General features: G+C 43.0%; 19 protein-coding genes. 4 read left to right on the forward strand and 15 right to left on the reverse strand.

The features are described 5' to 3' along the window. Window positions 1–62: 62 nt before the first annotated feature. The 12 genes from IPP86_00530 to rpiB all read right to left on the reverse strand — a co-directional run bounded on the left by IPP86_00530 (window position 63) and on the right by rpiB (window position 12,876). Window positions 63–878, reverse strand: a complete 816-nt coding sequence (locus IPP86_00530; protein ID MBL0136997.1) for a MotA/TolQ/ExbB proton channel family protein — start codon at window positions 876–878, stop codon at window positions 63–65. Between the two features lie 323 nt (window positions 879–1,201). Continuing rightward, window positions 1,202–2,575, reverse strand: coding sequence for an NADH-quinone oxidoreductase subunit N (locus IPP86_00535; GenBank protein ID MBL0136998.1), 1,374 nt, complete (start codon window positions 2,573–2,575; stop codon window positions 1,202–1,204). Window positions 2,576–2,587: 12 nt separating this feature from the next. Continuing rightward, window positions 2,588–4,057: an NADH-quinone oxidoreductase subunit M gene (locus tag IPP86_00540; GenBank protein MBL0136999.1), complete on the reverse strand. Its 1,470-nt coding sequence runs from the start codon at window positions 4,055–4,057 to the stop codon at window positions 2,588–2,590. 56 nt (window positions 4,058–4,113) lie between these two features. After that, the gene (nuoL, locus tag IPP86_00545) at window positions 4,114–6,006 is read right to left on the reverse strand and encodes an NADH-quinone oxidoreductase subunit L (protein MBL0137000.1); all 1,893 of its coding nucleotides are present in this window, start codon (window positions 6,004–6,006) and stop codon (window positions 4,114–4,116) included. Between the two features lie 197 nt (window positions 6,007–6,203). Then, entirely contained in the window at window positions 6,204–6,452 is a 249-nt protein-coding gene (locus tag IPP86_00550) for a hypothetical protein (GenBank protein MBL0137001.1), read from the reverse strand. Window positions 6,453–6,735: 283 nt separating this feature from the next. Next, window positions 6,736–7,242 carry a hypothetical protein gene (locus IPP86_00555; protein MBL0137002.1) on the reverse strand — a complete coding sequence of 169 codons (507 nt, stop codon included), beginning with the start codon at window positions 7,240–7,242 and terminating at the stop codon, window positions 6,736–6,738. A 73-nt stretch (window positions 7,243–7,315) separates the two neighbouring features. After that, on the reverse strand, window positions 7,316–7,840 hold the full coding sequence (locus IPP86_00560; GenBank protein ID MBL0137003.1) for a hypothetical protein: 525 nt from the start codon (window positions 7,838–7,840) through the stop codon (window positions 7,316–7,318). Window positions 7,841–7,889: 49 nt separating this feature from the next. Continuing rightward, window positions 7,890–8,615, reverse strand: a complete 726-nt coding sequence (locus IPP86_00565; GenBank protein ID MBL0137004.1) for a hypothetical protein — start codon at window positions 8,613–8,615, stop codon at window positions 7,890–7,892. Then, a complete protein-coding gene (locus IPP86_00570; protein MBL0137005.1) occupies window positions 8,596–10,245 on the reverse strand; it encodes a S8 family serine peptidase in 1,650 nt (549 codons plus the stop codon). Before IPP86_00570 ends, IPP86_00565 begins: the two co-directional genes overlap by 20 nt. A gap of 3 nt (window positions 10,246–10,248) precedes the next feature. Next, a complete protein-coding gene (locus tag IPP86_00575; GenBank protein ID MBL0137006.1) occupies window positions 10,249–10,761 on the reverse strand; it encodes a hypothetical protein in 513 nt (170 codons plus the stop codon). Between the two features lie 66 nt (window positions 10,762–10,827). Next, entirely contained in the window at window positions 10,828–12,411 is a 1,584-nt protein-coding gene (locus IPP86_00580) for a M28 family peptidase (GenBank protein MBL0137007.1), read from the reverse strand. Window positions 12,412–12,432: 21 nt separating this feature from the next. Continuing rightward, window positions 12,433–12,876, reverse strand: coding sequence for a ribose 5-phosphate isomerase B (gene rpiB, locus IPP86_00585; protein MBL0137008.1), 444 nt, complete (start codon window positions 12,874–12,876; stop codon window positions 12,433–12,435). A 496-nt stretch (window positions 12,877–13,372) separates the two neighbouring features. Between rpiB and nadA the strand changes: the two genes are divergently transcribed. From nadA to IPP86_00600, 3 genes are read left to right on the forward strand one after another with little or no spacing between them, the layout of a single operon-like run. Continuing rightward, complete coding sequence (gene nadA / locus IPP86_00590) at window positions 13,373–14,377, forward strand: quinolinate synthase NadA (protein ID MBL0137009.1); 1,005 nt, start codon at window positions 13,373–13,375, stop codon at window positions 14,375–14,377. A 19-nt stretch (window positions 14,378–14,396) separates the two neighbouring features. Further along, the gene (locus IPP86_00595) at window positions 14,397–15,923 is read left to right on the forward strand and encodes a toxin-antitoxin system YwqK family antitoxin (protein ID MBL0137010.1); all 1,527 of its coding nucleotides are present in this window, start codon (window positions 14,397–14,399) and stop codon (window positions 15,921–15,923) included. Between the two features lie 47 nt (window positions 15,924–15,970). Beyond that, window positions 15,971–16,285 (forward strand): DUF962 domain-containing protein, encoded by a 315-nt coding sequence (locus IPP86_00600; protein ID MBL0137011.1) that lies wholly within the window; start codon window positions 15,971–15,973, stop codon window positions 16,283–16,285. A 64-nt stretch (window positions 16,286–16,349) separates the two neighbouring features. On the opposite strand, the gene rnr is transcribed toward IPP86_00600, so the two are convergent. Continuing rightward, a complete protein-coding gene (gene rnr / locus IPP86_00605; GenBank protein MBL0137012.1) occupies window positions 16,350–18,710 on the reverse strand; it encodes a ribonuclease R in 2,361 nt (786 codons plus the stop codon). Window positions 18,711–18,969: 259 nt separating this feature from the next. On the opposite strand from rnr, the gene IPP86_00610 reads away from it, so the two are divergent. Beyond that, the gene (locus tag IPP86_00610) at window positions 18,970–19,869 is read left to right on the forward strand and encodes a hypothetical protein (GenBank protein ID MBL0137013.1); all 900 of its coding nucleotides are present in this window, start codon (window positions 18,970–18,972) and stop codon (window positions 19,867–19,869) included. Window positions 19,870–19,960: 91 nt separating this feature from the next. On the opposite strand, the gene IPP86_00615 is transcribed toward IPP86_00610, so the two are convergent. Next, window positions 19,961–20,221, reverse strand: a complete 261-nt coding sequence (locus IPP86_00615) for a thioredoxin family protein (GenBank protein MBL0137014.1) — start codon at window positions 20,219–20,221, stop codon at window positions 19,961–19,963. Window positions 20,222–20,272: 51 nt separating this feature from the next. Continuing rightward, on the reverse strand, window positions 20,273–21,667 hold the full coding sequence (locus IPP86_00620; protein ID MBL0137015.1) for an MBL fold metallo-hydrolase: 1,395 nt from the start codon (window positions 21,665–21,667) through the stop codon (window positions 20,273–20,275). Window positions 21,668–21,721 lie beyond the last annotated feature (54 nt).

Below are 21,721 nucleotides of genomic sequence, written 5' to 3' on the forward strand. Positions count from 1 at the left end.
ACCTGAAATTACTTTCTAGAGTCAGAAACTGATAAATTCCATACGGGAGTTTCCCGAAGATCTTAGTTTTCTTTGTAACGAGCGGCAAACGACTGAACGATACTGTAGCCGGCCTCGTCAATACCGTAAGTGATACTATCGATACGGCTGGTGAAGAAGTTGTACATGATGATCGCAAGTGCTGATGTACCGATACCGAGAGCTGTATTGTTCAGCGCTTCAGAGATACCTGTTGAAAGAGCAACTGCGTCCGGAGCACCGGATGTAGCGATCGCCGAGAAGGCGCGAATCATACCCATAACCGTTCCAAGAAGACCGAGGAGGGTCGCGATGGAAGCGATGGTAGAAATGATGACAAGGTTTTTAGAAAGCATTGGAAGCTCCAGGGTTGTAGCTTCTTCCAGTTCCTTTTGGATTCCAAGCAGTTTACGCTCTTTGTCCAGATTTTTATCGGCTTGCATTTGACGGTAACTGTCAAGCCCGGCATTCACAACATTTGCAATAGAGCCGCGTTGCTTAGCGCATTCCGCTTTTGCAGCATCAATATTACCGTCAGCCATCAGGGTACGGATTCGTTGAATGAAGCTTTCAATATTTCCTGTTCCTTTTGATTTTCCAATCGTAATGAATCGTTCGATTGAAAAAACAATAGTTGTAATAAAGGTGCCCATCAAAATCGGAACAAGAAAACCGCCCTTATACATGGTGGCCATGATATGGTTGGGAAGCGGGTTTTTGTTGATATCACCGTCTTCGAAACCGGACGGGTCGCCCATGATAAATTTCCAGATCGCGAAACCGATACCAATAGCAATCGGAATAACTGCAGCTGCAAGAATCGATTGAATGCTTCCTCCTTTGGATGACGAGTTGCTCATGAGTGTACTGATTTGTTTGAGTTTTTTATATGTTAATGAGGCAAATAAACGTATGAGAAATAATTAAATTCTCAGATTTATTAATTTTTGGGACGACAATAATAGGAAATTCCCGTTAAATCCAAAATTGCCGGTCAGGATTTCGATGCTATTTAACCGAACCGTGACAAATACACCCGAATAAGCTTGTTTTTAAGATCGCCTATTCTTGAATCGAAGTCAATATGATCCGGGAAAAGGGGGAATTTTCCCGAAAATGTAATTTGGTTTTATTCAGGATCGGATAATTTCTGCACCTGAAATCACCCGGGAACATCTACAATTCAAATCAGGCCCGCCAGTATTCCCGGTGCAATTCCCAGAACAAGAGCCGCCAGAGAGGTCAGGGCAAGGAGTATTCCGAAAAGAGGGTTAACAGCTATTTCCTGTGTTTCATCATCGGTTTTGAAAACCGCTATGATCACCCTGAAATAGTAAAACACCCCGATAAGTGAGCCCAGGATGGCAAGCAATACCAGCCCGATGTAGCCATTTTGAATCGCGGAGGAGAAGATATAGTATTTCGCAAAGAATCCTGCTGTTGGGGGAATGCCTGCCAGGGAAAGCATGGCAACGACGGTCACCGCGGCAAGGAAAGGGTTTCGTTTTACAAGACCGTTGAAAGACCTAATATCATCGTTACCGGTTTTGTGGCTGATCAACAATAGAATTGCAAACGCGGTAATAGAAGAAACGGAATAGGCTGTTGTATAGTATAGCAGCGATGCTGGCGCGGAGGCATTCATGGCGAGTAGCGCAAGCACCATGTATCCGGCATGTGAAATGCTGGAATAGGCCAGCATTCTTTTAAAGTTGGTCTGGTAAACGGCGGTAATATTTCCTACAAGGATCGTCAGACCGGAAATGATCATTAATGTTGGCGCCCAAATTGTCGGTACCGCGTTAAAGGTGTGCAGGAACAGGCGAAAGAATGCCGCGAAAGCTGCGGTCTTTACAACCGTTGACATGAAGGCCGTGATCACAGTAGGAGAGCCTTGATAAACATCCGGTGCCCAGAAGTGGAATGGCGCTGCCGAAACTTTAAAAGAAAGAGCGATCATCATCATGAGAATTCCCACCATCATCATTGCGGAATTCTGTACATTATTTTTTACAAGGAATGACGAAATTGCTTCGAGGTTGAAAGATCCGGTAACTCCGTAGATCAGCGCGATTCCGAAGAGTAAAAAGCCGGTGGCGAAAGCACCCATTAAAAAGTATTTTAATGCCGCTTCATTGGATGCAAGGTTGGTTTTGTTGCTTCCGGCAAGAATATAAAGTGAAATAGAAAGTATTTCGATGCCCAGAAATAGCATGATCATATTCGAAAATGTCACCATTACCATCGCGCCAATCAGGGAAAAGATAATGAGGGCGAAGTGATCGGCTTCACTCGAGGGCTCTACAAAAAATTCAGGTGACATGAGACACCAGATGAAAGTGATTCCAATCAGCAGCCCCATGAAAGCGGTGCTATAATTGTCAACGATCATCATTTCGTTGAACAGGTGTTGTCCGTTATTCCAATCCAGAGTATTCGTTACAAAAGCTGCAACAAGTCCAGCCAAAACAAGCGGATGTAAAATTTTTCTAAACCCGAATATTTCCGAGAAGAGGCAAACTAAGCCAAGGGCCGATAAAACGATCAGTGTTGTCAATGTCTTCGGCTTTTAATTGGTCAATAGAGATATTCCGTGTGGCATGTGAATGATCTCGCGGAGAGTTTTTATGGACGGTTCTGCAATGTTCATGAAATAAGACGGGTAAACACCGATCCAGAAAATCATGATAACAAGAGGAATTAGTACAGCCTTTTCTGTTATTGTCAGATCCGTGAATTTTTCAGTGTGCTTATTACTTACTCCAAGTGCAATTTTCTGATACGATCTCAGCATGTAAACCGCGCCGAGAATAATTGTCAAACCGGATACAGCTGCCATCCAGGTACTGTATTGGAAAATTCCATTGATGAGGAGGAATTCGCCAACAAATCCATTGGTAAGCGGAAGCGCAACGGTGGCCAGAAGAATAATGAGGAAGAATGTAGAGAAGCCCGGAGCAACAAGGCGAATTCCTCCAAGCTCATCGAGGTTTCTCGTGTGCATTCTTTCCATGATCATTTCCGCGATAAAGAAAAGCCCGACAACATTAATTCCGTGGCTTAGCATCTGGATCACTCCGCCTTCAATACCCTGCATGGTCAGACTAAAAACACCCGCAGAGATGAGTCCAACGTGTGCGATAGATGAGTACGCGATAAGTCTTTTAAAATCCTTTTGAACGAGAGCAATACAAGAAGCATACACTACACCGATGACTGAAAGAACCATGGCGGTTGTGCCCCACTCGTGCACACCTTCCGGTACAACAGGCAACAACCAGCGAATAACTCCATACACTCCCATTTTCAGCATGATACCGGAAAGCAACATTGTGCCCGGCGTTGGGGAATCTGTATAAGTATCGGGCTGCCATGTGTGGAAAGGAAAAACCGGCATCTTGATCGCGAAGGCAAGGAAGAAGGCCCAGAAAATCCAGCTTTGTTCAGTAGCAGTCAGATTTAGGGAATAGAGTGCGTGGATATCAAAAGTGTGGGGGGCCGGCGTTTTCATCCACATCCAAATTAATGCAGCCAGCATCAAAAGACTGCCGAATAATGTGTAGATAAAAAATTTAAGCGTAATTCTTACTCTGTCTTTTCCTCCCCACATCAGACAAATCAGATAGATTGGAATGAGCGCGAGTTCCCAGAAAATATAGAACAGGAATCCATCCAAAGCGGAAAAAACTCCTACGAGCGCCATTTGCATTGTCAGAATGAGCGCATAGAACAGTCCGGGGTTTTTATAGTTGTGTTTAAAAGAAGAAAGAATGATGATCGGCACCAGAAACGTTGTCAGCAATACAAGCAAAAGACTGATACCGTCGAGCCCGACCTTGTAGCTGATTCCCAAGGATGCTACCCACCAAAACTCCTGCAGGTATTGTGTTCCCGCAGCGGGATCGAAACCAAGTGTCATGTAAACAGAGATGCCAAACTCAATTACGGCCGCGGCCAGCGCAATTTTTTTCGCGTTAGAACCCGACAGCATTGCACCAATGGCAGCAAGTAATGGAAATAAAATTAAAACAGTCAGCATGCGCTGCGAATAATAAATTTAATCTTCACCTGAATTGTTTCACGTGAAGCAGAATATCAAAACACCAGGTTGTACAACAGGATGGCGATGATTCCAAATACCATCATGAAAATGTAGAAACCTACATTTCCTGCCTGTGCAAAACGAAGAGTTTGTCCGGCCCAAACAACACTTTTGTTTACTCCGTTTACAACACCGTCGACAATTGTATTGTCGACTATTTTCCAGAAGAAATTACTGATGCTGTAAAGTGGTTTTACAATGATTGTATTGTAGAGTTCGTCGATGTAATACTTGTTGTAAAGGACACGGAACGCAGGTTTAAATTCGGATTCCTGTGCTGCCGGAATATTTTTACTGCTAACATAGTTCTTATAGGCCCAATAGATGATTACTGCAAGAGTAATGATGGAAACAAGAATCAATGTCCATTCGAAATTATGAGAGGCCTCCGATTGCATGATGCTAGCGGGTGTTGAAAGCGATGAATTGAGGAATGCACCAAAGAAGTGGTGTTCAGAAAATACTTCGGGCAATCCCAGGAAACCACCAAGAGTTGAAAGGACGGCAAGGATTACCAAAGGAATGGTCATTGATGGAGGCGACTCGTGTAAATGATGCTCCTGATCATGAGTTCCTCTGAAAGATCCATAAAAAGTAAGGAAGAATAAGCGGAACATGTATACCGCTGTCATTACCGAGGTGACGGCAAGGAAGAAGAATAGTACAGGGCTTTGTACCCAGGCCTTGGCAAGAATTTCGTCTTTTGAAAAGAAGCCGGCAAAAGGTGGAACTCCGCTGATCGCCAGGGTTCCTATAGCAAATACGATAAATGTAATCGGTAATTTTTTGCGCAGTCCGCCCATCCTTCGGATGTCTTGTTCTCCGCTCATCGCATGAATAACGCTGCCTGCGGCAAGGAAGAGCAGGGCTTTAAAGAAAGCGTGAGTGGTTACATGAAATAGCGCGGTTGAGTAGGCTCCAACACCAAGAGCGACAAACATGTATCCCAACTGGCTTACTGTTGAATAGGCCAGCACTTTTTTAATATCGGTTTGCGCAAGCGCGATGGTTGCTGAAAACAATGCTGTGGCCATCCCGACAATTGCTACTACTTCAAGAGTAAATGGAGATATTGAGTAAAGGATATTGGACCGAACAACCATGTAAATACCGGCAGTAACCATCGTTGCCGCATGGATGAGTGCCGACACCGGTGTTGGGCCGGCCATCGCATCGGGAAGCCAGGTGTACAGAGGTATCTGAGCGCTTTTTCCCATTGCACCTATGAAGAGCAACAATGTTATCGCGGTAATGACCGGCTGATTGTCAGGAATTGATTTCGCAGCGGAGAATACTTCATTGAAAGAAACCGATCCAAATGTGACATATATAAGAATGACTCCCAAAAGAAAGCCAAGGTCACCGATACGATTCATGATAAAGGCTTTGTTCGCCGCATTGTTGTATTCAGTGTTCTTGAACCAAAATCCGATCAACAAATAAGAACACAAACCAACACCTTCCCATCCCGCGAACATCACAACATAGTTGGAGCCCAGGACCAGCAAGAGCATGAAGAACACAAAGAGGTTCAGATAGGCGAAGAATCTTGAAAAGCCTTCGTCATCTTTCATGTAACCGATGGAGTAGACGTGGATCAGAAATCCAACGCCGGTTACAATCAATAACATTGTAACAGAGATCGGGTCAATCAGAAAAGAAAGTGGAATCGAAAGACTGCCTGACTTAATCCAATCGAAAACAAAAATTGTTTCCGGTGTTGAGGATCCTTGAAAAAAGATGGCGGCAGAGATCAGAAATGATGCAAGCACCATCAATGAAGCAAAGACTCCTGAAAATGATTTTGGAAGAACCCCTTTTCCCAGGCTGATCACCAGGAAGCCGATGAGTGGAAAAACGGGGATCAGCCAGGCCAATTGCGTCATACGTACTCAGAATTGTGGGGCAAAAGTAGCACTAAAATGGAATTAGGCAAGGTGAGCGAAATCATGTGTTCCGGGTGAGGTTGATCAAATGACCTTGAGAAGGTCTTCGTTTTTGCCGGTTTAAAAAACCAACCCCCGGCTGAGCAGACAGGGGTTAGCAAGGTCGGGACGAACCCGTTTAGTGGCCTGGAGAAAAATCAGCGATTTTTCATGGCGGATGATTTGTCGGACTTCTCTTTTCCGGCCTTTTCAAATACTTTCTTTCTTTTATTGGCTTTCTCGTAGATGCTAACCTTCTCTGTCGCGTAAACTGCGTACCCATCATCGCGGTACTGCGACATAAACACGTCTAAATCAATGTTGTTTTCTTCCGCCATGCGCTCGATTTTTTCAAAATATTCTTTCAAGTTTTCGAGGTCTTTTTGTTGTTCCTTACTTAATGACATAATCTGTCTGGATGTTTGACGTTATGACAAATTTAACTTGAAATGAATTGTTAATGTTTCACACGTGTCCGGTCTTTCAAACCGGTTATGAACCATAGATGTTAATAACGAAAGACGCTTTTATGCTGAGAATCACCTACTAATAGCCTTGTGCGGAAAGAAAATGAAATGTGTTGAAAACGTTATTAACAGCGGCTTTCAGGGTAGGCGAAGCTTCAGAAAAAAAGAAAAGTCTGGCTCCTGAGAACCGAATAATGGATTAAAGAAAACTCAGGAAACCGGATCAACAGCCGCTTCTCCGTACCTGGCAGTACATCAGATCGTCGGCGTCTCCATCGTGGTCGAAGTCAATGGTTGATCGGAATTCGGCTACGTTGTTTCCTATGGTTGCCTCGTATCTCAGGGTCTTGATCTTTGGAAATTCCTGATTCAGTATCAGCGTGTTTCCTTCAGCAGACCATTTGCCTGCACTTTTAATGATCAGCTTTTTATTTTCGTCGCGATATTCAGACAGGTAGGTGCCATTTTCCAGGAATACGGATTGCACCTTTCGCTGACACGGTTCTTTTGTTTGTTTGTGCGGCTGAACCTCCATCGTGCCATCCATCTTTGAATTGTTTACACTTTTCATTGCGACCAACACATAGTTGGTGTCCCATCTTCCGATCAGGGCCGACTTCAGATCAGATGATGGTTCAACTGCTGTTTCAAGATTGGCATCAGGAACAGGATTGTTGTTGCAGGCCAATAAGGCAAAAAATAATCCGAAAACGAGGAGGGCGTTTTTCATTTTATAAGATTATTAAAATGGTAAAATGGTAACTAAATCTGTTTAATACTAAATATCAAGAACACAATGATAATCATTTTATTAAAACCGATCCGCCAATCTGCGCCCTTTTAACACCGGTCGCGCCGTCAAAAAAACGACCCGAAAATGTTGCGTGCAAGGTTCCTGTTTCTTCCGCAATTTCGGTAATTGTGACAGTGGCGTCATCGCTTTCGTCTTCAATAGTATAAACCGATTTATCCACAGCCGAATTTGGACCAAGGATTTCGATATAAAACTTTTCGCCCGGCTTAGGGTCTCCATCCTTGTCGAGCTTAATTTTATGCGGGCCCAATGTTGCCGGTGTTTCGATTTCAAGCCTGATGGTGTTTCCGCCCATCCTTCCGTTCAATATTAAGGTCGCCGTTTTTTTAAGCTCATCTTTAAATTGCAAACACATGCTTGAGTCGGCGCAAAACAATTCCGCTTTTTTCTCTGCAGGAAAATCTTCGCCCTTAAAACTGATTTCACCCTCCGGTTCTATCGCGACAACATTGGTGACCGAAATGCCACAGAACGACATCAATAGGAATAAATAAGTGTACTTTTTTCGAATCATTTGCCTGGTATGTTGGGTGTTCTTATGGCGTCTGAGCTCAAATGGTTGATCAATTAACCCCTAGCGCTAGTTCTATTCCAATAACCAATGGCGGTAACTCCGGGAAATTAAATCGGGGCCTGAATAGATCTGTGAGGCGATAAGTTCCATAAAACGCAAATCGGTCGATGCCAAATTTAGCTTCGGCATAGGCGTTCAGGTCTGTATAGTAAGGTTGTTTTTTGACGACCGTTGTGGCGCTGCTTCCGTCCGGAAGATCGTTCTTCAAAATGTTCTTTACCGTATAATTCCACTCTCCGGCAAGGCCGAAATCCAGATAACGACCAAGGATATTTCCGCGATGAGGATCGAAATTAATCCGGTTGAACCAGGCAATTCTAAGAGAAGAAAAGTCAAGTCGTTCCGTTTTATTTTGAAAATTATTTGGCACAATTTTTCCGGAATCCTGAGCCAATTTAAACGCGTGATAATAGAAACCCAAATCCCATCCGGTGGAATATATTTTCCCAACTTTATATTTTACTCTTGCTCCGAAAGCAAGCGCGACAGATGTGCCGTATTTAATTTTTGCGCCCGGATTATTATCTCCACATACAAATCCGAAACGAAAATATGGATACGCATAAGAGTGAAGGTTGGGCCCAAATTTCGAGGGTATAGAGTCGCTTGAGCGGTCAACGTGTAATAAAACCGTTTGTGCCTCCAACTTTGTTGCCGCAAAGAGGAGCAACAGGAACAAGGGTGTTTTCCTGAAACTATTTTTGAATTTGATCATCTTGCTGGATTTCTGTTTTAGGAAAATCAAAAGAGCTGGTGTAGCCCTCAAAGTGAACGGTTACTACATCACCCGCATGAAAGTCTTCGGCTATAAACCTAAGCGCCTCCTTTTCCTGTGCGAGTAACACCGAATATGAGATCATTCTTCCATATTCGTCTTCGAATTTGTAATACAGGTTTCTTTTTACGGGATAACCCAGGGCCTCTTCAGTAGAGGAGTATGAATATTTTTCCCTTAAAATAACTTTTATTTCATTATTAATAATCACAAAATCGAATGTCGGTTCGGTTGATTTTTCTATGTGCAAAAACGCGGAGGCCTGAGGAATACCGTATCCATGAGCATAATCAAAATACGGGTATAGGTGTCCGGATTTCTGGAGTTCTTCAAAAAGCTCCTTGTTGGTCCATTCGCGATGTGATTGCCAGGCGCACGCGGCAAAACCTGCGACAAGTGGTGTAGAAAAAGATGTACCAAAAGCCACGCTTAATCCGCCGGGTTTCATAACAACTGCTTTGCCCAGTCCGCAAAGATTGGGCTTAAGTTTGCCTTCGCTTGTCGGTCCGAAAGAGCTGAATGAAATATGAAAATCACTTTCCGGATCAACGCCTCCTATAGCAAGAACGCTGTCCGCGTCAGAGGGTGTGTCAATAAATTTCCATTCGCTGCTGCCCTCATTGCCAGCGGCGTTCAGAACGAGAATGCCTTTTTGAAATGCAATGGTTGCGGCACGGGCCACTAAGCTTTTCCGGCCATTTAGTTCTGTATTAAAATACCTTCTGTTTGTATAGCCCAAAGAGCTGCTGATAATATTTGCGCCGTTTTTATCGGCCCACTCGGCAGCGGCAAGCCAGTTTTCTTCTTCTGATTCCGGTTCGCGGAATGAATATTCTGTTCTTGCGAGCAAGTATTCTGCTCCTGTTGCCAGTCCGATATTTAAACTATCCGCAACTCCGGTCAGACAAGAAAGTGTTGCGGTGCCGTGCCAGTGATGGCCGTATACCGACTCTTTCTTTGCAACAAAATCATAGGTTGCGACAATTCTTTTTTCGTCCCTCAATTTTTTGAAGGCCGGATTTTTATCGACCCCGGGGAAACCGGCATCAAAAACGGCGATGCGAATTCCTTTGCCGTCAAGTTTTTCCTTTTGAAACAATTCTCCCTGCATCCTGGATGTCTGAAATTTCAAGAGGGGAACAATTTCGTTTTTTAAAACCCGCGTCCGATTTTCAGAAATTTGGGCAACATCGTTCATGGGTTCGGCATCCAGAACAAATGGCATCGCTTTTATTTTTTCCAATTGTTGTTCTGTAGCATAAACCGCGACACCATTTAGCCATCTGCTGGGCCAGTGAAGAGTCGCGCCGACAGAACCAACCTGATCAAGGTATTCTTCTGAAACCGGAAAATCGCTTGTGTCAATTAAGGGAATGCTGTTGCGTAATCTTTGTTCGATTGCCCTTTGATCAAAATACTGATACGGGTCGAATGTTGTGTTTTTTTTATCCCTGAAAGTTATCCAGTACTTTGAGTCGCTTGAAGAAAATGCCGAATAAGAAAACAGCAGGCCAAAAAGGACAAGTCCGCCCGACAATAGAAAAGGAATTTGGGCGGCTCTGTTTCTCAAGGTTTATTTTTTCTTGGTGTCCGGAAATATTTTTGTCCACTTAAGGATATTTACCACGCGGGTGCCGTCTTCGTAGGAGTCGGCAAATTTTACCCTTAAGTAATCATCGGGAAATTCATAGGTGTATTCCATTTCTCCCGCTTTACTGATAACGGCCGATGTTTTGGAATATTCGTTTGTCTCTCTGAAAAAGTTCCTGTACAGATATACGCCCTTCACATCCGTAATGGAAAACTGAACATCATAGGATTCGCCGGTGAGATTGAATGACTCGTATTTATTTTCTTTTTTAATGACAGCTACTTTCGCGGCTTTGGGGAACTTTTGTACGTCGTATAGGGTGTCGTAATTATAAAACTCCTGGGTTGTGGAGACGGTCCAGATTCCTTCAATCGCGTCAAGACTATCTGTGTGATTTAAAAAATATTCTTTGAATAGCTCTTCGCTGGTCAGCTTTTGAGCGTGCGCGGTGATTGAAAGAAGGACAATCAGGGGAAGAATGCGCAGGATTTTCATGGTCACGAAAATACGATTTTAGATCTATTTTAATTCTGTTCAGTGTAATTCTTTCGGCATTAAAGTCTATTCTTTTTCGGGTTTGGTATCAACGCGGATTCTGTCTTTTCTGTTGGCAACTTCCCAGGCGGTTAAAAACACAAGCCGTGCCCGATTGATTAGCAGGCTGGTGTCGATTTTGTCGATAGTGTCTGTTTCCCGGTGATAATCCTGGTGTGTTCCATTAAAATAGAAGATAACAGGGACGTTGTTTTTTGCAAAATTGTAATGGTCGCTCCTGAAATAAAAGCGATTCGGGTCACCCGGCTTATTATATGTGTAATCCAATGTGAGGCGGGTAATGTTTTTGTTAACCCTTTCATTAATTTCATGAAGCTCCGAGCTGAGCTTATCCGAACCAATAATATAAACGTAATTTTTTTCTGTTATTGAATCGTGCTTGTCGTCTACCCGGCCGATCATATCGGTGTTCAAATCAACTACAGTGTTTTGAAGGGGCACAACAGGTCGCTTCACATAGTATTTTGAACCCAAAAGCCCTTTTTCTTCGCCACTAACGAGCATGAAATAAATACTTCGTCTCGGCCTATTGCCCTCCTTTGCCGCTTTTGAAAACACCCTTGCCATTTCCACGACAGCGGAGGTGCCGCTTGCGTTGTCGTCGGCACCATGATAAATGAGAGAATCGTGATTGCCAAGATGGTCGTAGTGGGCCGTTACAAAAACCGCTTCTTCCTTTTTCTCATAGCCCTCTATGTAAGCAATGATATTCTGCCCTTTTAAGCGATCCGTGTTGGAGGAAATTGTGATAACAGCATTCGCCGATTGCACAAGAGAAACCGGCTTGCGTTTTCTGGAGATTTTCGAAATGGCCCCGGAAAGCAAGTCGTCATTTGTTTCTGGGAAAAACCGCAGGGCCATCGCTTTGGTGATAAACATAATGGGTATTGCTCCGGAACTTCTCACCAGACTCATAAATCCGGGATCAATGGTTTTGTAGTTAAATGAATCCGCAATCGCTTCCAGAGAATCGGTGATAATGAGTGCCAGTCTTGGTTTTTTCTCATAGATAAGCTCAACTTTTTTCCTCCAGTCGGTCGACCATGCTGATTGGGTTTTCTCTTTTGTAAGAAAATATTTTCCTGATTTTTTCCTGGGTTCTCCGTCACAAAACATGATTGTTTTTCCAAAAAGGTTTTGGTTTTTATAATCATCGTAAGCGGGATCCGATATTCCATATCCGACAAAATGAACAGTATCGATTACCAGCATGGTGTCGTTATAGCCCGAAGCATAAAAATAATCCCTCATGAAAACGAAAAACTGTTGGTTTACTTCGACATTACAATTGTCGCAGCTACGGGCGGTCACCGGATGAAACTGATCATATGTGCCATAAACTCCGGGTAGTAATCCGTTACGCTCAAAAGCGGACCGAATAAACGCGGCAGCTTTTTTTTGCCCGGGCCTTCCGGTTTCACGACCTTCAAGGGAATCGGAACTCAAAACAGAAATTGAATGGTAAACCGAATCCGTCGACAGTAGATTACTATATTCAACAGCCACAGGATCCTGAGCTAAAAGAAAATAAGGGGAAGCAAACAATAAGAGTGCGCTGCAATACCGGAAAAGAAAATGTATAGCCTGCACTTTATTTGTGTATTAATACAATTAGATCGGTAAGCTGATTTTATTTACACGGTTGGCGTGTCTTCCTCCTTCAAAGGATGTAGACAGAAATGTATCGACAAAAGTTTTTGCTTCTTCCGATGAAACAAAACGGGCCGGGATACAAAGCACATTCGCGTCGTTGTGTTGTCGGGCCAGTGATGCGAGTTCGTTTTTCCAAACAATGGCTGCTCTTATTCCGGCGTGTTTATTCGCGGTTATTGCAACTCCATTCGCTGAACCACAAAACAATACTCCAAAATCAAGCTCCTTATTCTCAACTGCAGTGGATAATGGGTGAACAAAATCGGGGTAGTCGACGGAATCTGAAGAATTTGTACCAAAATCCTTAACAACGAAGCCTTTTCCGGTCAGGTGTTTTTTAATAATTTCCTTGTATTCGAAACCGGCGTGATCGCAGCCCAGGGCAACACTTGGTGTTTTCATGGCGAATGTTTCTTCTTGTTCTAACAAAAGTACTTAATTTGTTATGAACATGTCATCTTTTCCGGTTTTTATTGTCCTGATTTATACGGTAGTTACAAAACGATTTATTAACAGTATTTTTGTGTACTTGATTGGAATCGGTTGAAAGTGGGTGAAAAGATTTTCTTGCATTGTTCATATTGAATTCTCCTTATGAAAGCAATGTCACAAAGCAAGTAAATTGTATCAGCGGGAAAAATTAGATACTGACAAAAAAGACAATGTTGTTCACCTTCGTTTTAAAGATTCTTATGAACCGACAGTGTAGTAACCCGATGTTGATTGTAAATCCATAAAACTATAAATCAAAAGATTGTAATAAACAACCCTGTTCATAACCTCAACGTTTTGGTGTATAAATCCAAAGTCAAGGTAAAACGATGAAAATTACAAACAGTATGAACAGGCTAATAGTAGTAGTAGATTTTAAAATTTAATAAAAAAAATTATTATTATTATGAATGTGTTGAATGAAAAAATGCTTGAGGTAGGGCAGAAGGGTTTTTTGGATATTGAACCGGATCCTTCCGTAGATTTGTTCGCGGAAATAAAAAAACTCAAGGAAGAAAAAAATGCGATACTGCTTGCTCATTATTACCAGGACGCTGATATCCAGGATGTCGCGGATTATATCGGCGACAGTTTGGGGCTTGCCCAGCAGGCAGAAAAAACAAATGCATCGATTATTGTTTTCGCCGGAGTTCATTTCATGGCGGAAACCGCCAAAATTCTGAATCCCGGGAAAAAAGTTTTGTTACCCGATCTGCGTGCAGGTTGTTCACTTGCAGATGCTTGTCAGCCCGGACCTTTCGCGGCATTCAAAGCCCGGTATCCGGATCATGTTGTGATTTCTTATATCAATTGTTCCGCGGAAATAAAAGCGATGAGTGATATCATCTGTACCTCATCGAATGCCGCCGCGATCGTGAACAGTGTGCCGAAAGACAAAAAAATAATTTTTGCGCCTGACAGAAACCTTGGAAAATTTATCGCGGAGAAAACAGGAAGAGATATGGTTTTGTGGGATGGAACATGTATGGTTCATGAAATTTTCTCACTGGAAAAAATTACGAAACTAAAAGCGAAACATCCGAACGCGAAATTTATTGCTCATCCGGAATGTGAACCAAATGTACTGGCGTTGGCAGATTTTATCGGATCTACAACCGCATTGTTAAATTACACAATCAAATCTCCGGACACTGAATTCATTGTCGGAACGGAAACAGGTATTTTACACCAGATGGTGAAATCTTCTCCGGAAAAAACATTTATCCCGGCACCGCCGAACAATGCCTGTGCATGTAATGATTGTCCGCACATGAAACTGAACACACTGGAGAAATTGTATATTTGTTTAAAGTATGAGGCACCAGAACTTATATTGCCGGAAGATATTCGTGTGAAAGCTTTGTTGCCAATCCAGCGCATGCTAGAAATTTCAAAACAAAATGGTTTATAAACCAATTCCGATATACTGTATGCTTTCGAGATTCTTTTTCATTTCATATTTCTTCATGGTTTTGGTTTTACCATCCATCGCCCAGGATGCTCAAAAAGTAAACCCTGACGGATTCAATACATTTTATTATCCCGGAGGAATAAAGTCAAGTGAAGGAACTTTGAAAAATGGGAAACCGGATGGTTACTGGAAAAGTTATTATGAAAGTGGCCGGTTGAAATCCGAAGGAAACCGTGTAAATTTTAAACTGGACAGTCTCTGGAAATTCTACAACGACTCATCGGTGCTGACTGCAGAGTATAATTACAAAGAAGGTTTAAAAAACGGAGTACAAAAAACATATTACGATAACGGAAATATTCAATCGGAAGAAATTGATTCGATGAGTATTCGTCAGGGTGTTTCAAAGTATTACAATGAGAATGGAAAATTGATAAAGTCTATTCCTTTTGTTAACGGAGTTGAAAATGGAATGGCCAGAGAATACAGGGACGACGGCACACTAATTACCGTTACGTATTACAGGAACGGATTTTATCAGAAAGAAGAAAAGATTAACCGCACGGATAAGTTGGGAATGAAACAGGGTACCTACAAGGAATTTTACGATTCAGACCAGCTCAAAGCGGATGGTATTTATAAAGACGATAAGAAAGACGGAATATTCAAGGAATATTCAATGGATGGAAGAGTAGTGAAAAAGGAAGAATACCGAATGGGCGAACTTGTTGTAAAAGAAGCAGAGGAGAAAGATAAGTTTGAAGTAAAACGAAATTATTATCCGACAGGCGCAACGAAGATTGTAGGAACATTTAAGAAAGGAATCCCGGAAGGAGTATTCCGTCAGTATGATGAGGATGGAAATATTGACAGCGCGAAAGTTTTTTCCGGAGGTCGATTGCTCAGACAAGGAAAGATGGATAATCAGGGACGTGAGCAGGGAGAGTGGAAAGAATTTTATGAAAGCGGAAAAATCCGAAGCATAGGAATGTATGTTGATGGAAAAAGAGAAGGCATCTGGAAGTTTTCATTTGAAAACGATTCGATGGAACAGGTTGGCGCTTATCTGAAAGGAAAACCAATTGGCCCCTGGAAGTGGTATTATCCTAACGGGCAGATTCGCAGAGAAGAAACATATACCAACGGAAAAGAAAATGGTTTGATGAAAGAATATGATGATGACGGAACAGTATTGACGGAAGGAAATTATGTTGATGGCAAACAAGACGGAGACTGGAAATACAGTATTGGAGAATATGTCGCGGAAGGAAAATTTGTTGATGGTAAAGAAGACGGCATCTGGAAACAATATTATCGTGACGGAAAATTAGCTTTTGAAGGGGAATATCTGGAAGGCCTTGAAACAGGAAAGCATACTTATTACTGGGACAATGGTCGTGTTCATGAAATCAGAAACTATCGCCTTGGTCTGCCTGACGGAGAGTGGTTTTTATACGATGAAAACGGAGCGGAAGTGTTGAAGTTAACATACCGCAGCGGTGATGAAAAGAAAATTGATAATACGGATGCTCCGGAGGGGAACTAAACAAGAGAGGAAGGTTTAAAAACCCATTTAATTATCTCCTGTCTTTTATGGAAAAGAAATACAAATCCTTTAAAGAATTTTATCCTTATTATTTATCGGAACACCGACGGCCGATGACCCAAGCTTTTCATTTCTTCGGAACCTTTCTGGTGATTTTACTTTTTCTGTATGGAATATTTATGCAATCGGGAACCTCACTTATTCTGATGCCCATCGCGGGTTATGGTTTTGCCTGGATCAGTCATTTGCTTATTGAAAAAAATAAACCGGCAACATTTACATATCCCCTATGGAGTCTTGGTTCTGATTTTGTGATGTTCTGGGAAATATTAACAGGAAAAATAAAAAAGCGAAACCCCTAAGAAGAAATTTCGCTTTAAAAAAGCATCTGCTTTTGTGTTTGTATTTAGAAAATGGGAACACAAATTATTTACGCCACTTTTTTGATTTCTGTTTTGGCTTTTCTTTTTTCTTTTCTCTTCCAGAAAATCCTTTTCGCCTTGGCGGGTGTTCGGGCATAGGCATACTTACCGGACCATCACCGGTAATCATTTTGAAATCGATTTGTTTTCGGATCAGGTCGCAACGCATTACCTGGACTTTCACATTATCGCCCATGGTGTAGCGCTTTTTTGTTCTCGCGCCGATAACGCAGTAATTCGTATCATCAAACTCGTAGAAGTCATCATCAAGATCCCGGAGACGAACCATTCCCTCGCACTTGTTTTCTATGATTTCGACAAAGAGCCCCCATTCTGTCACACCGGAAATCAAACCATCGAAGACCTCTCCGATTTTATCCTGAAGAAACTCCACCTGTTTGTATTTAATCGATGCGCGCTCGGCTTCAGAGGCTTTTATTTCCATTTGTGTGCTGTGCTTGCACTGTTCTTCCAGCAGCTCCTTGTCTGTGTTTTGGTTATTTGTAAGATAAGCCTCAAGTAAACGATGCACCATCATGTCGGGGTAACGACGGATAGGAGAGGTGAAGTGAGTATAAAAATCAAAAGCGAGTCCATAGTGTCCGACGTTTTCTGTAGAATAGATCGCTTTTGACATGGTACGGATGGCCAGCTGTTCAAGAACATTCTGTTCTTTTTTACCATGCAGGCTTTTCATCAGTCCGTTCAACGAAGAAGAAATTTCCTTATCGTTATCGATTTTTAATTTGTATCCCCATTTGCTCGCGAACTTCGCGAAGTTTTGCAGTTTGTCGGCAACGGGCCCTTCGTGAATACGGTAAACAAAGGGGCGGCGCTGCACGGAAACGCTTTCCGATTCTTCTTCTCCTTTTTTCTTTTTCTTTTGAGCGGTAACAATGTGTTTTTTGCCGATCAGCTCGGCAACCGATCTGTTGGCAAGGAGCATAAACTCTTCGATGAGCTTGTTTGCTTCTTTGCTTTCTTTCAGATAAACACCGAGCGGTTTTCCTTTTTCGTCAAGCTTAAACTTAACTTCCATTTTTTCAAACGCGATAGCGCCTTTTTTGAATCTCTCTGTGCGCAGTTTTTGAGCGAGATCATTGAGCGCCAGAATTTCGTCTTTGAGCGGACCCTCGCCGGTTTCGATCACCAGTTGCGCATCTTCGTAAGCGAATCGTTTGTCAGAATGAATGATGGTTTTCCCGAACCAGGACTTGAGGACGTGAGCCTTTTCGTCCATTTCAAAAACCGCTGCGAAACACAGCTTGTCTTCGTTGGGGCGAAGTGAACAAACACCGTTGGATAATTTTTCAGGAAGCATGGGAATGACACGATCTACGAGGTAAACCGATGTTCCACGGAAATAAGCTTCTTTGTCGAGCTGAGTAAGAGGGCGAATGTAATGTGTAACGTCCGCGATGTGAACGCCAATTTCCCAATTCCCGTTCTCAAGTTTTTTTATGGAAAGCGCGTCATCAAAGTCCTTCGCGTCGTAAGGATCGATGGTGAAGGTTGTTGTGTCGCGAAAATCCCTGCGGCGTTTGATCTCGTCGTTGGGGATAACAACCGGAATATTTGAAGCTTCTTCCTCCACTCTTCTCGGGAACTCCAACGGAAAGCCGTATTCCGAGAGGATGGAGTTCATTTCAACATCGTTGTCACCGGGCCAGCCCAGCAGCTTGGTAATTTTTCCGACGGGATTTTTTGTTCCACGCGGCCACTCTACGATTTCGGCGATTACTTTTTGTCCGTGTTGTGCCTCCCCAATCAGATGTTGTGGTATGAAAATATCGACCAGCATTTTTGGTGAGTCGGGAACAACAAAGGCGAATTTTCCTTGCAGCTGAACATTTCCCGCGAATTCTGTTTTTGAGCGCTCGAGGATATCTACCACCTCCCCTTCGAGGCGCTGGTTCTTATGTCGTGCGTAGAGGTAAATCTTTACCCGATCACCATTCAGGGCGTTCTTGACATTCCGGGGAGCAATGTAAATATCGTCTTCGTCGTTTTCGCTGAGGAGATAAGCAGCGCCACTGGCAGATATATCAATTATTCCTTCCGTATATGCATGCTTGGGTTTGAGCTTGTATTTACCGCGCTCCACTTCCAGTAAATCACCTTTGGCAAGCAGTGAGCGAAGGATAATGAGGATTTCTTTTTTCAGTTCATCGGCAAGATCTTCGACATGCACATCTCCTCCTATTGTTTCACGAATAAAATTGAGAAAGCCGGGTTTGATATGGGTTGTAAGCTGTTTGTAGTTGAAGGTTTTGTTGGGATGGGCGTTTAGTGTCTTAAAAACTTCCGACAGCAAATAGGATTGCACCGGACTTTTAATTTGCTCTTTGTATATTTTCTTACTCATGCGAAGTGCTGTACAGCCGATGTTATTCTTCTCTCTTATGATGGAAATTGGAGAGAAGATGAATTTAATTTTGAAAGTTACACATTGTTCTCCCGTAAGTGACAGCTCAAACGGCTAATTATAAGGCTACAAACGTTAATAACGTATGAAGATTGTGAAAAACATGTTTCATAACTTTTGCTTTATATATAATAAGCGCGATAGCGAACACGTTACTTTTAGCTCTTTATAATCATCGCACTAAAAACTAAGCGGAAAAATGGAAACACAAAACCAAGAACAAAAAAAGGGAAAAGGCACCCTTTGGATTGTATTATTTTTACTCTCTGCCGTTATGAACATTTACCAGTGGCGCAACCACACCACCACAATCAATACTTATGAACAGAAGGTGGATACACTTGTCGTGGAGCGGGTGAATGTTGAGAAAGAACTCTCCGACACAAAGGCTGAGCTGGAAAAATACCGCGGCATTTCCGCAAACCTTGATAGTCTTCTGAACGAAGCTCAGGCTAAGATCGAAGAGCAGGCTAAAAAGATCAAGGACATTAATTCCCGAGAAAAGAACATGGCGGCTCTGAACACCAAGCTGAAACAACAGCTTGCAGACCTCCAAATGCTGCGTGACGAATACCTTGGCCGAATCGACTCGTTGCTCATGGCAAACAAACAGCTGGTTACCGAGAAAGAACAACTCACCAGCAACGTTGAGTCCTTGTCTAAGAACCTCGAAACAACTGTCGCGACCGCATCTGTATTGAAGACAGAATATATCAAAGTACAGTCTTTCAAACGCAAATCTTCCGGCAAATTTGTTGAAACAGCAATGGCAAAACGGACACACAAGCTGAGTATTTGTTTTGATGTTCTGGATAACAAAATCGCGAAGCAGGGCGACAAAACGGTTTACCTGAAGATCACAGAACCAGGCGGAAAAGCTGTGGGCAATCGCAGCACCGGTTCGAATTCATTCAAAACGTCGGCCGGAGAAGAGATCATGTATGCCGCCACGACTACGATCAATTATACCGGAGCGAAGCAAAATGTTTGCATGAACTACGAAGAGCAGCAAGACAAGATGTTCCCTCCCGGAACATATCTTATCGAGGTGTATATTGATGGCAACCTTAGTGGTGCAGGATCATATACTTTGAGATAAATAAATATTATTTTTCGCGCAAAGGCGCAAAGGACGCAAAGCAAAACACTCTGCGCTCTTTGCGCCTTTGCGCGAAATAATACTTGTGTGTTTACGGCCGGAGCCTTTCTTCAATAGCCCGGATCATTTTCGGGGCAATATCAAAGCCTCGCATGCGCCAGACCTCTTCTCCGTTTTTCAACAGAACAAAAGTAGGGACGCTTAATACGTGAAAATCTTTCGCGAGCGCAGGGTGTTCGTCAATGTCGATTTTTTCGAGAAAGATCTTTTCATCAAAGTGTTTCAATACAACTTCAATCACCGGTTCCGCCCATTTACAGGGCTCACACCAGGTAGCATGAAAGTCAAGCATCAGCAATGAGTGCTGTTGGATGAGTTGGGAGAGATCCACAGAGAAAAAGGACTACAGGCTTTTTGTTTCCACGGCGCCGGTTGCCACCGGGATATTTTCGTCTTTAATCAGACTCCAGCCACCGTAGACATTAATTACATTGGTATAACCGACAGCTTTCATCATGGAAGCTGCGATCATGGATCTGTAACCACCCGCACAGTGAATGTACAAAGGTTCGTTTTTCGGGAGAGCAGAGATGCTGTTTTTTAAATCGGCGAGAGGCAAAACATTTGCACCCTGAACGTAACCGGCCTCCGCCTCTGAAATTTTTCTTACGTCGAGAACAGCAGCACCGGATCGTACTTTGTCAGCGAAAACTTTTGGAGAAACGGAATTTACGGAATCGGTTTTTTTACCCGCATTAATCCAGGAGTCCATTCCACCCTGAATATATCCTCTCACATTTTCATATCCGACACGAGCGAGACGCTGTACGGCTTCTTCTTCTTTGCCAGAGTCGCAGACCAATACAAGCGGAGCGTGAATATCGACAACGGTTCCCACCCACACTGCAAACATTCCATTAAGACCAATGTTGATCGCACCCGGAATAAACGCTTTTTCAAACGCATCCGGGTTTCGGGTGTCAAGGACAAGGGTTCCGTTTTGTATTTCCATTTCTAAAGCGTCAACGGATAGCGGTCGAAGATTTTTCTTCATTACCTCGTCAATCGCTTCGTATCCCTGTTTGTTGATGCGTGCGTCACTGAAGAAGTAGGCGGGAGGAGCAACAAGACCTTCGGTAACTTCTTTAATAAACTCGTCCTTGTGCATTTCGCGCAGGGCGTAATTTGTTTTCTTCTGATGACCGATCGTACTCCAGGTTTCTTTGCCAAGATTTTTACCACAGGCAGAACCAGGACCATGAGCAGGATAAACGATTACTTCGTCTGGAAGAAGTTTGATTTTTTTGTTCAATGAATCATACATCATGCCCGCGAGCTCTTCTTTGCTCATTTTTCCATCGAGAAGGTCTGGGCGACCAACATCGCCAACAAACAAAGTATCGCCGGAGAACAAGCAATATTCCTGATAGCTTTCATCATAGAGTAAATAGCTTGTAGATTCCGGAGTGTGGCCGGGAGTATGGATCGCCTTTAGGGTGATGTTTCCGAGACGAAATTCTTCACCGTCTTTCGCGGTATATGTTTTATACTGTGTCTCGGCGAGAGGACCAAAGACGATTGTCGCCCCGGTTTCTTTTGCCAGATCAATATGTCCGGAAACAAAATCCGCATGAAAGTGGGTTTCGAAAACGTATTTGATTTTGGTTCCGCGTTGTCTTGCCATTTCCAGATAGGGCTCGATTTCACGAATTGGATCAACAATAGCGGCTTCGCCGTTGGATTCAATATAGTATGCTGCCTCCGCGAGGCAATTGGTATAAAGTTGTTGTACGTACATATTCAACAGGAGTAGAGTATTCAAAGATAAGAAAAAACAGAGTGGCGGAAAAGC

The sequence above is a fragment of the Bacteroidota bacterium genome (assembly GCA_016720935.1).
Lineage (GTDB): Bacteria > Bacteroidota > Bacteroidia > AKYH767-A > 2013-40CM-41-45 > JADKJP01.

Coding starts and splice junctions, on each gene's coding strand:
- rnr (MBL0137012.1), bottom strand. CDS start 18,710: ATGAGTAAGAAAATATACAAAGAGCAAATTAAAAGTCCGGTGCAATCC.
- nuoL (MBL0137000.1), bottom strand. CDS start 6,006: ATGACGCAATTGGCCTGGCTGATCCCCGTTTTTCCACTCATCGGCTTC.
- IPP86_00575 (MBL0137006.1), bottom strand. CDS start 10,761: ATGAAAATCCTGCGCATTCTTCCCCTGATTGTCCTTCTTTCAATCACC.
- IPP86_00530 (MBL0136997.1), bottom strand. CDS start 878: ATGAGCAACTCGTCATCCAAAGGAGGAAGCATTCAATCGATTCTTGCA.
- rpiB (MBL0137008.1), bottom strand. CDS start 12,876: ATGAAAACACCAAGTGTTGCCCTGGGCTGCGATCACGCCGGTTTCGAA.
- IPP86_00595 (MBL0137010.1), top strand. CDS start 14,397: ATGCTTTCGAGATTCTTTTTCATTTCATATTTCTTCATGGTTTTGGTT.
- IPP86_00565 (MBL0137004.1), bottom strand. CDS start 8,615: ATGATCAAATTCAAAAATAGTTTCAGGAAAACACCCTTGTTCCTGTTG.
- IPP86_00550 (MBL0137001.1), bottom strand. CDS start 6,452: ATGTCATTAAGTAAGGAACAACAAAAAGACCTCGAAAACTTGAAAGAA.
- IPP86_00540 (MBL0136999.1), bottom strand. CDS start 4,057: ATGCTGACTGTTTTAATTTTATTTCCATTACTTGCTGCCATTGGTGCA.
- IPP86_00600 (MBL0137011.1), top strand. CDS start 15,971: ATGGAAAAGAAATACAAATCCTTTAAAGAATTTTATCCTTATTATTTA.
- IPP86_00610 (MBL0137013.1), top strand. CDS start 18,970: ATGGAAACACAAAACCAAGAACAAAAAAAGGGAAAAGGCACCCTTTGG.
- nadA (MBL0137009.1), top strand. CDS start 13,373: ATGAATGTGTTGAATGAAAAAATGCTTGAGGTAGGGCAGAAGGGTTTT.
- IPP86_00620 (MBL0137015.1), bottom strand. CDS start 21,667: ATGTACGTACAACAACTTTATACCAATTGCCTCGCGGAGGCAGCATAC.
- IPP86_00555 (MBL0137002.1), bottom strand. CDS start 7,242: ATGAAAAACGCCCTCCTCGTTTTCGGATTATTTTTTGCCTTATTGGCC.
- IPP86_00560 (MBL0137003.1), bottom strand. CDS start 7,840: ATGATTCGAAAAAAGTACACTTATTTATTCCTATTGATGTCGTTCTGT.
- IPP86_00615 (MBL0137014.1), bottom strand. CDS start 20,221: ATGCTTGACTTTCATGCTACCTGGTGTGAGCCCTGTAAATGGGCGGAA.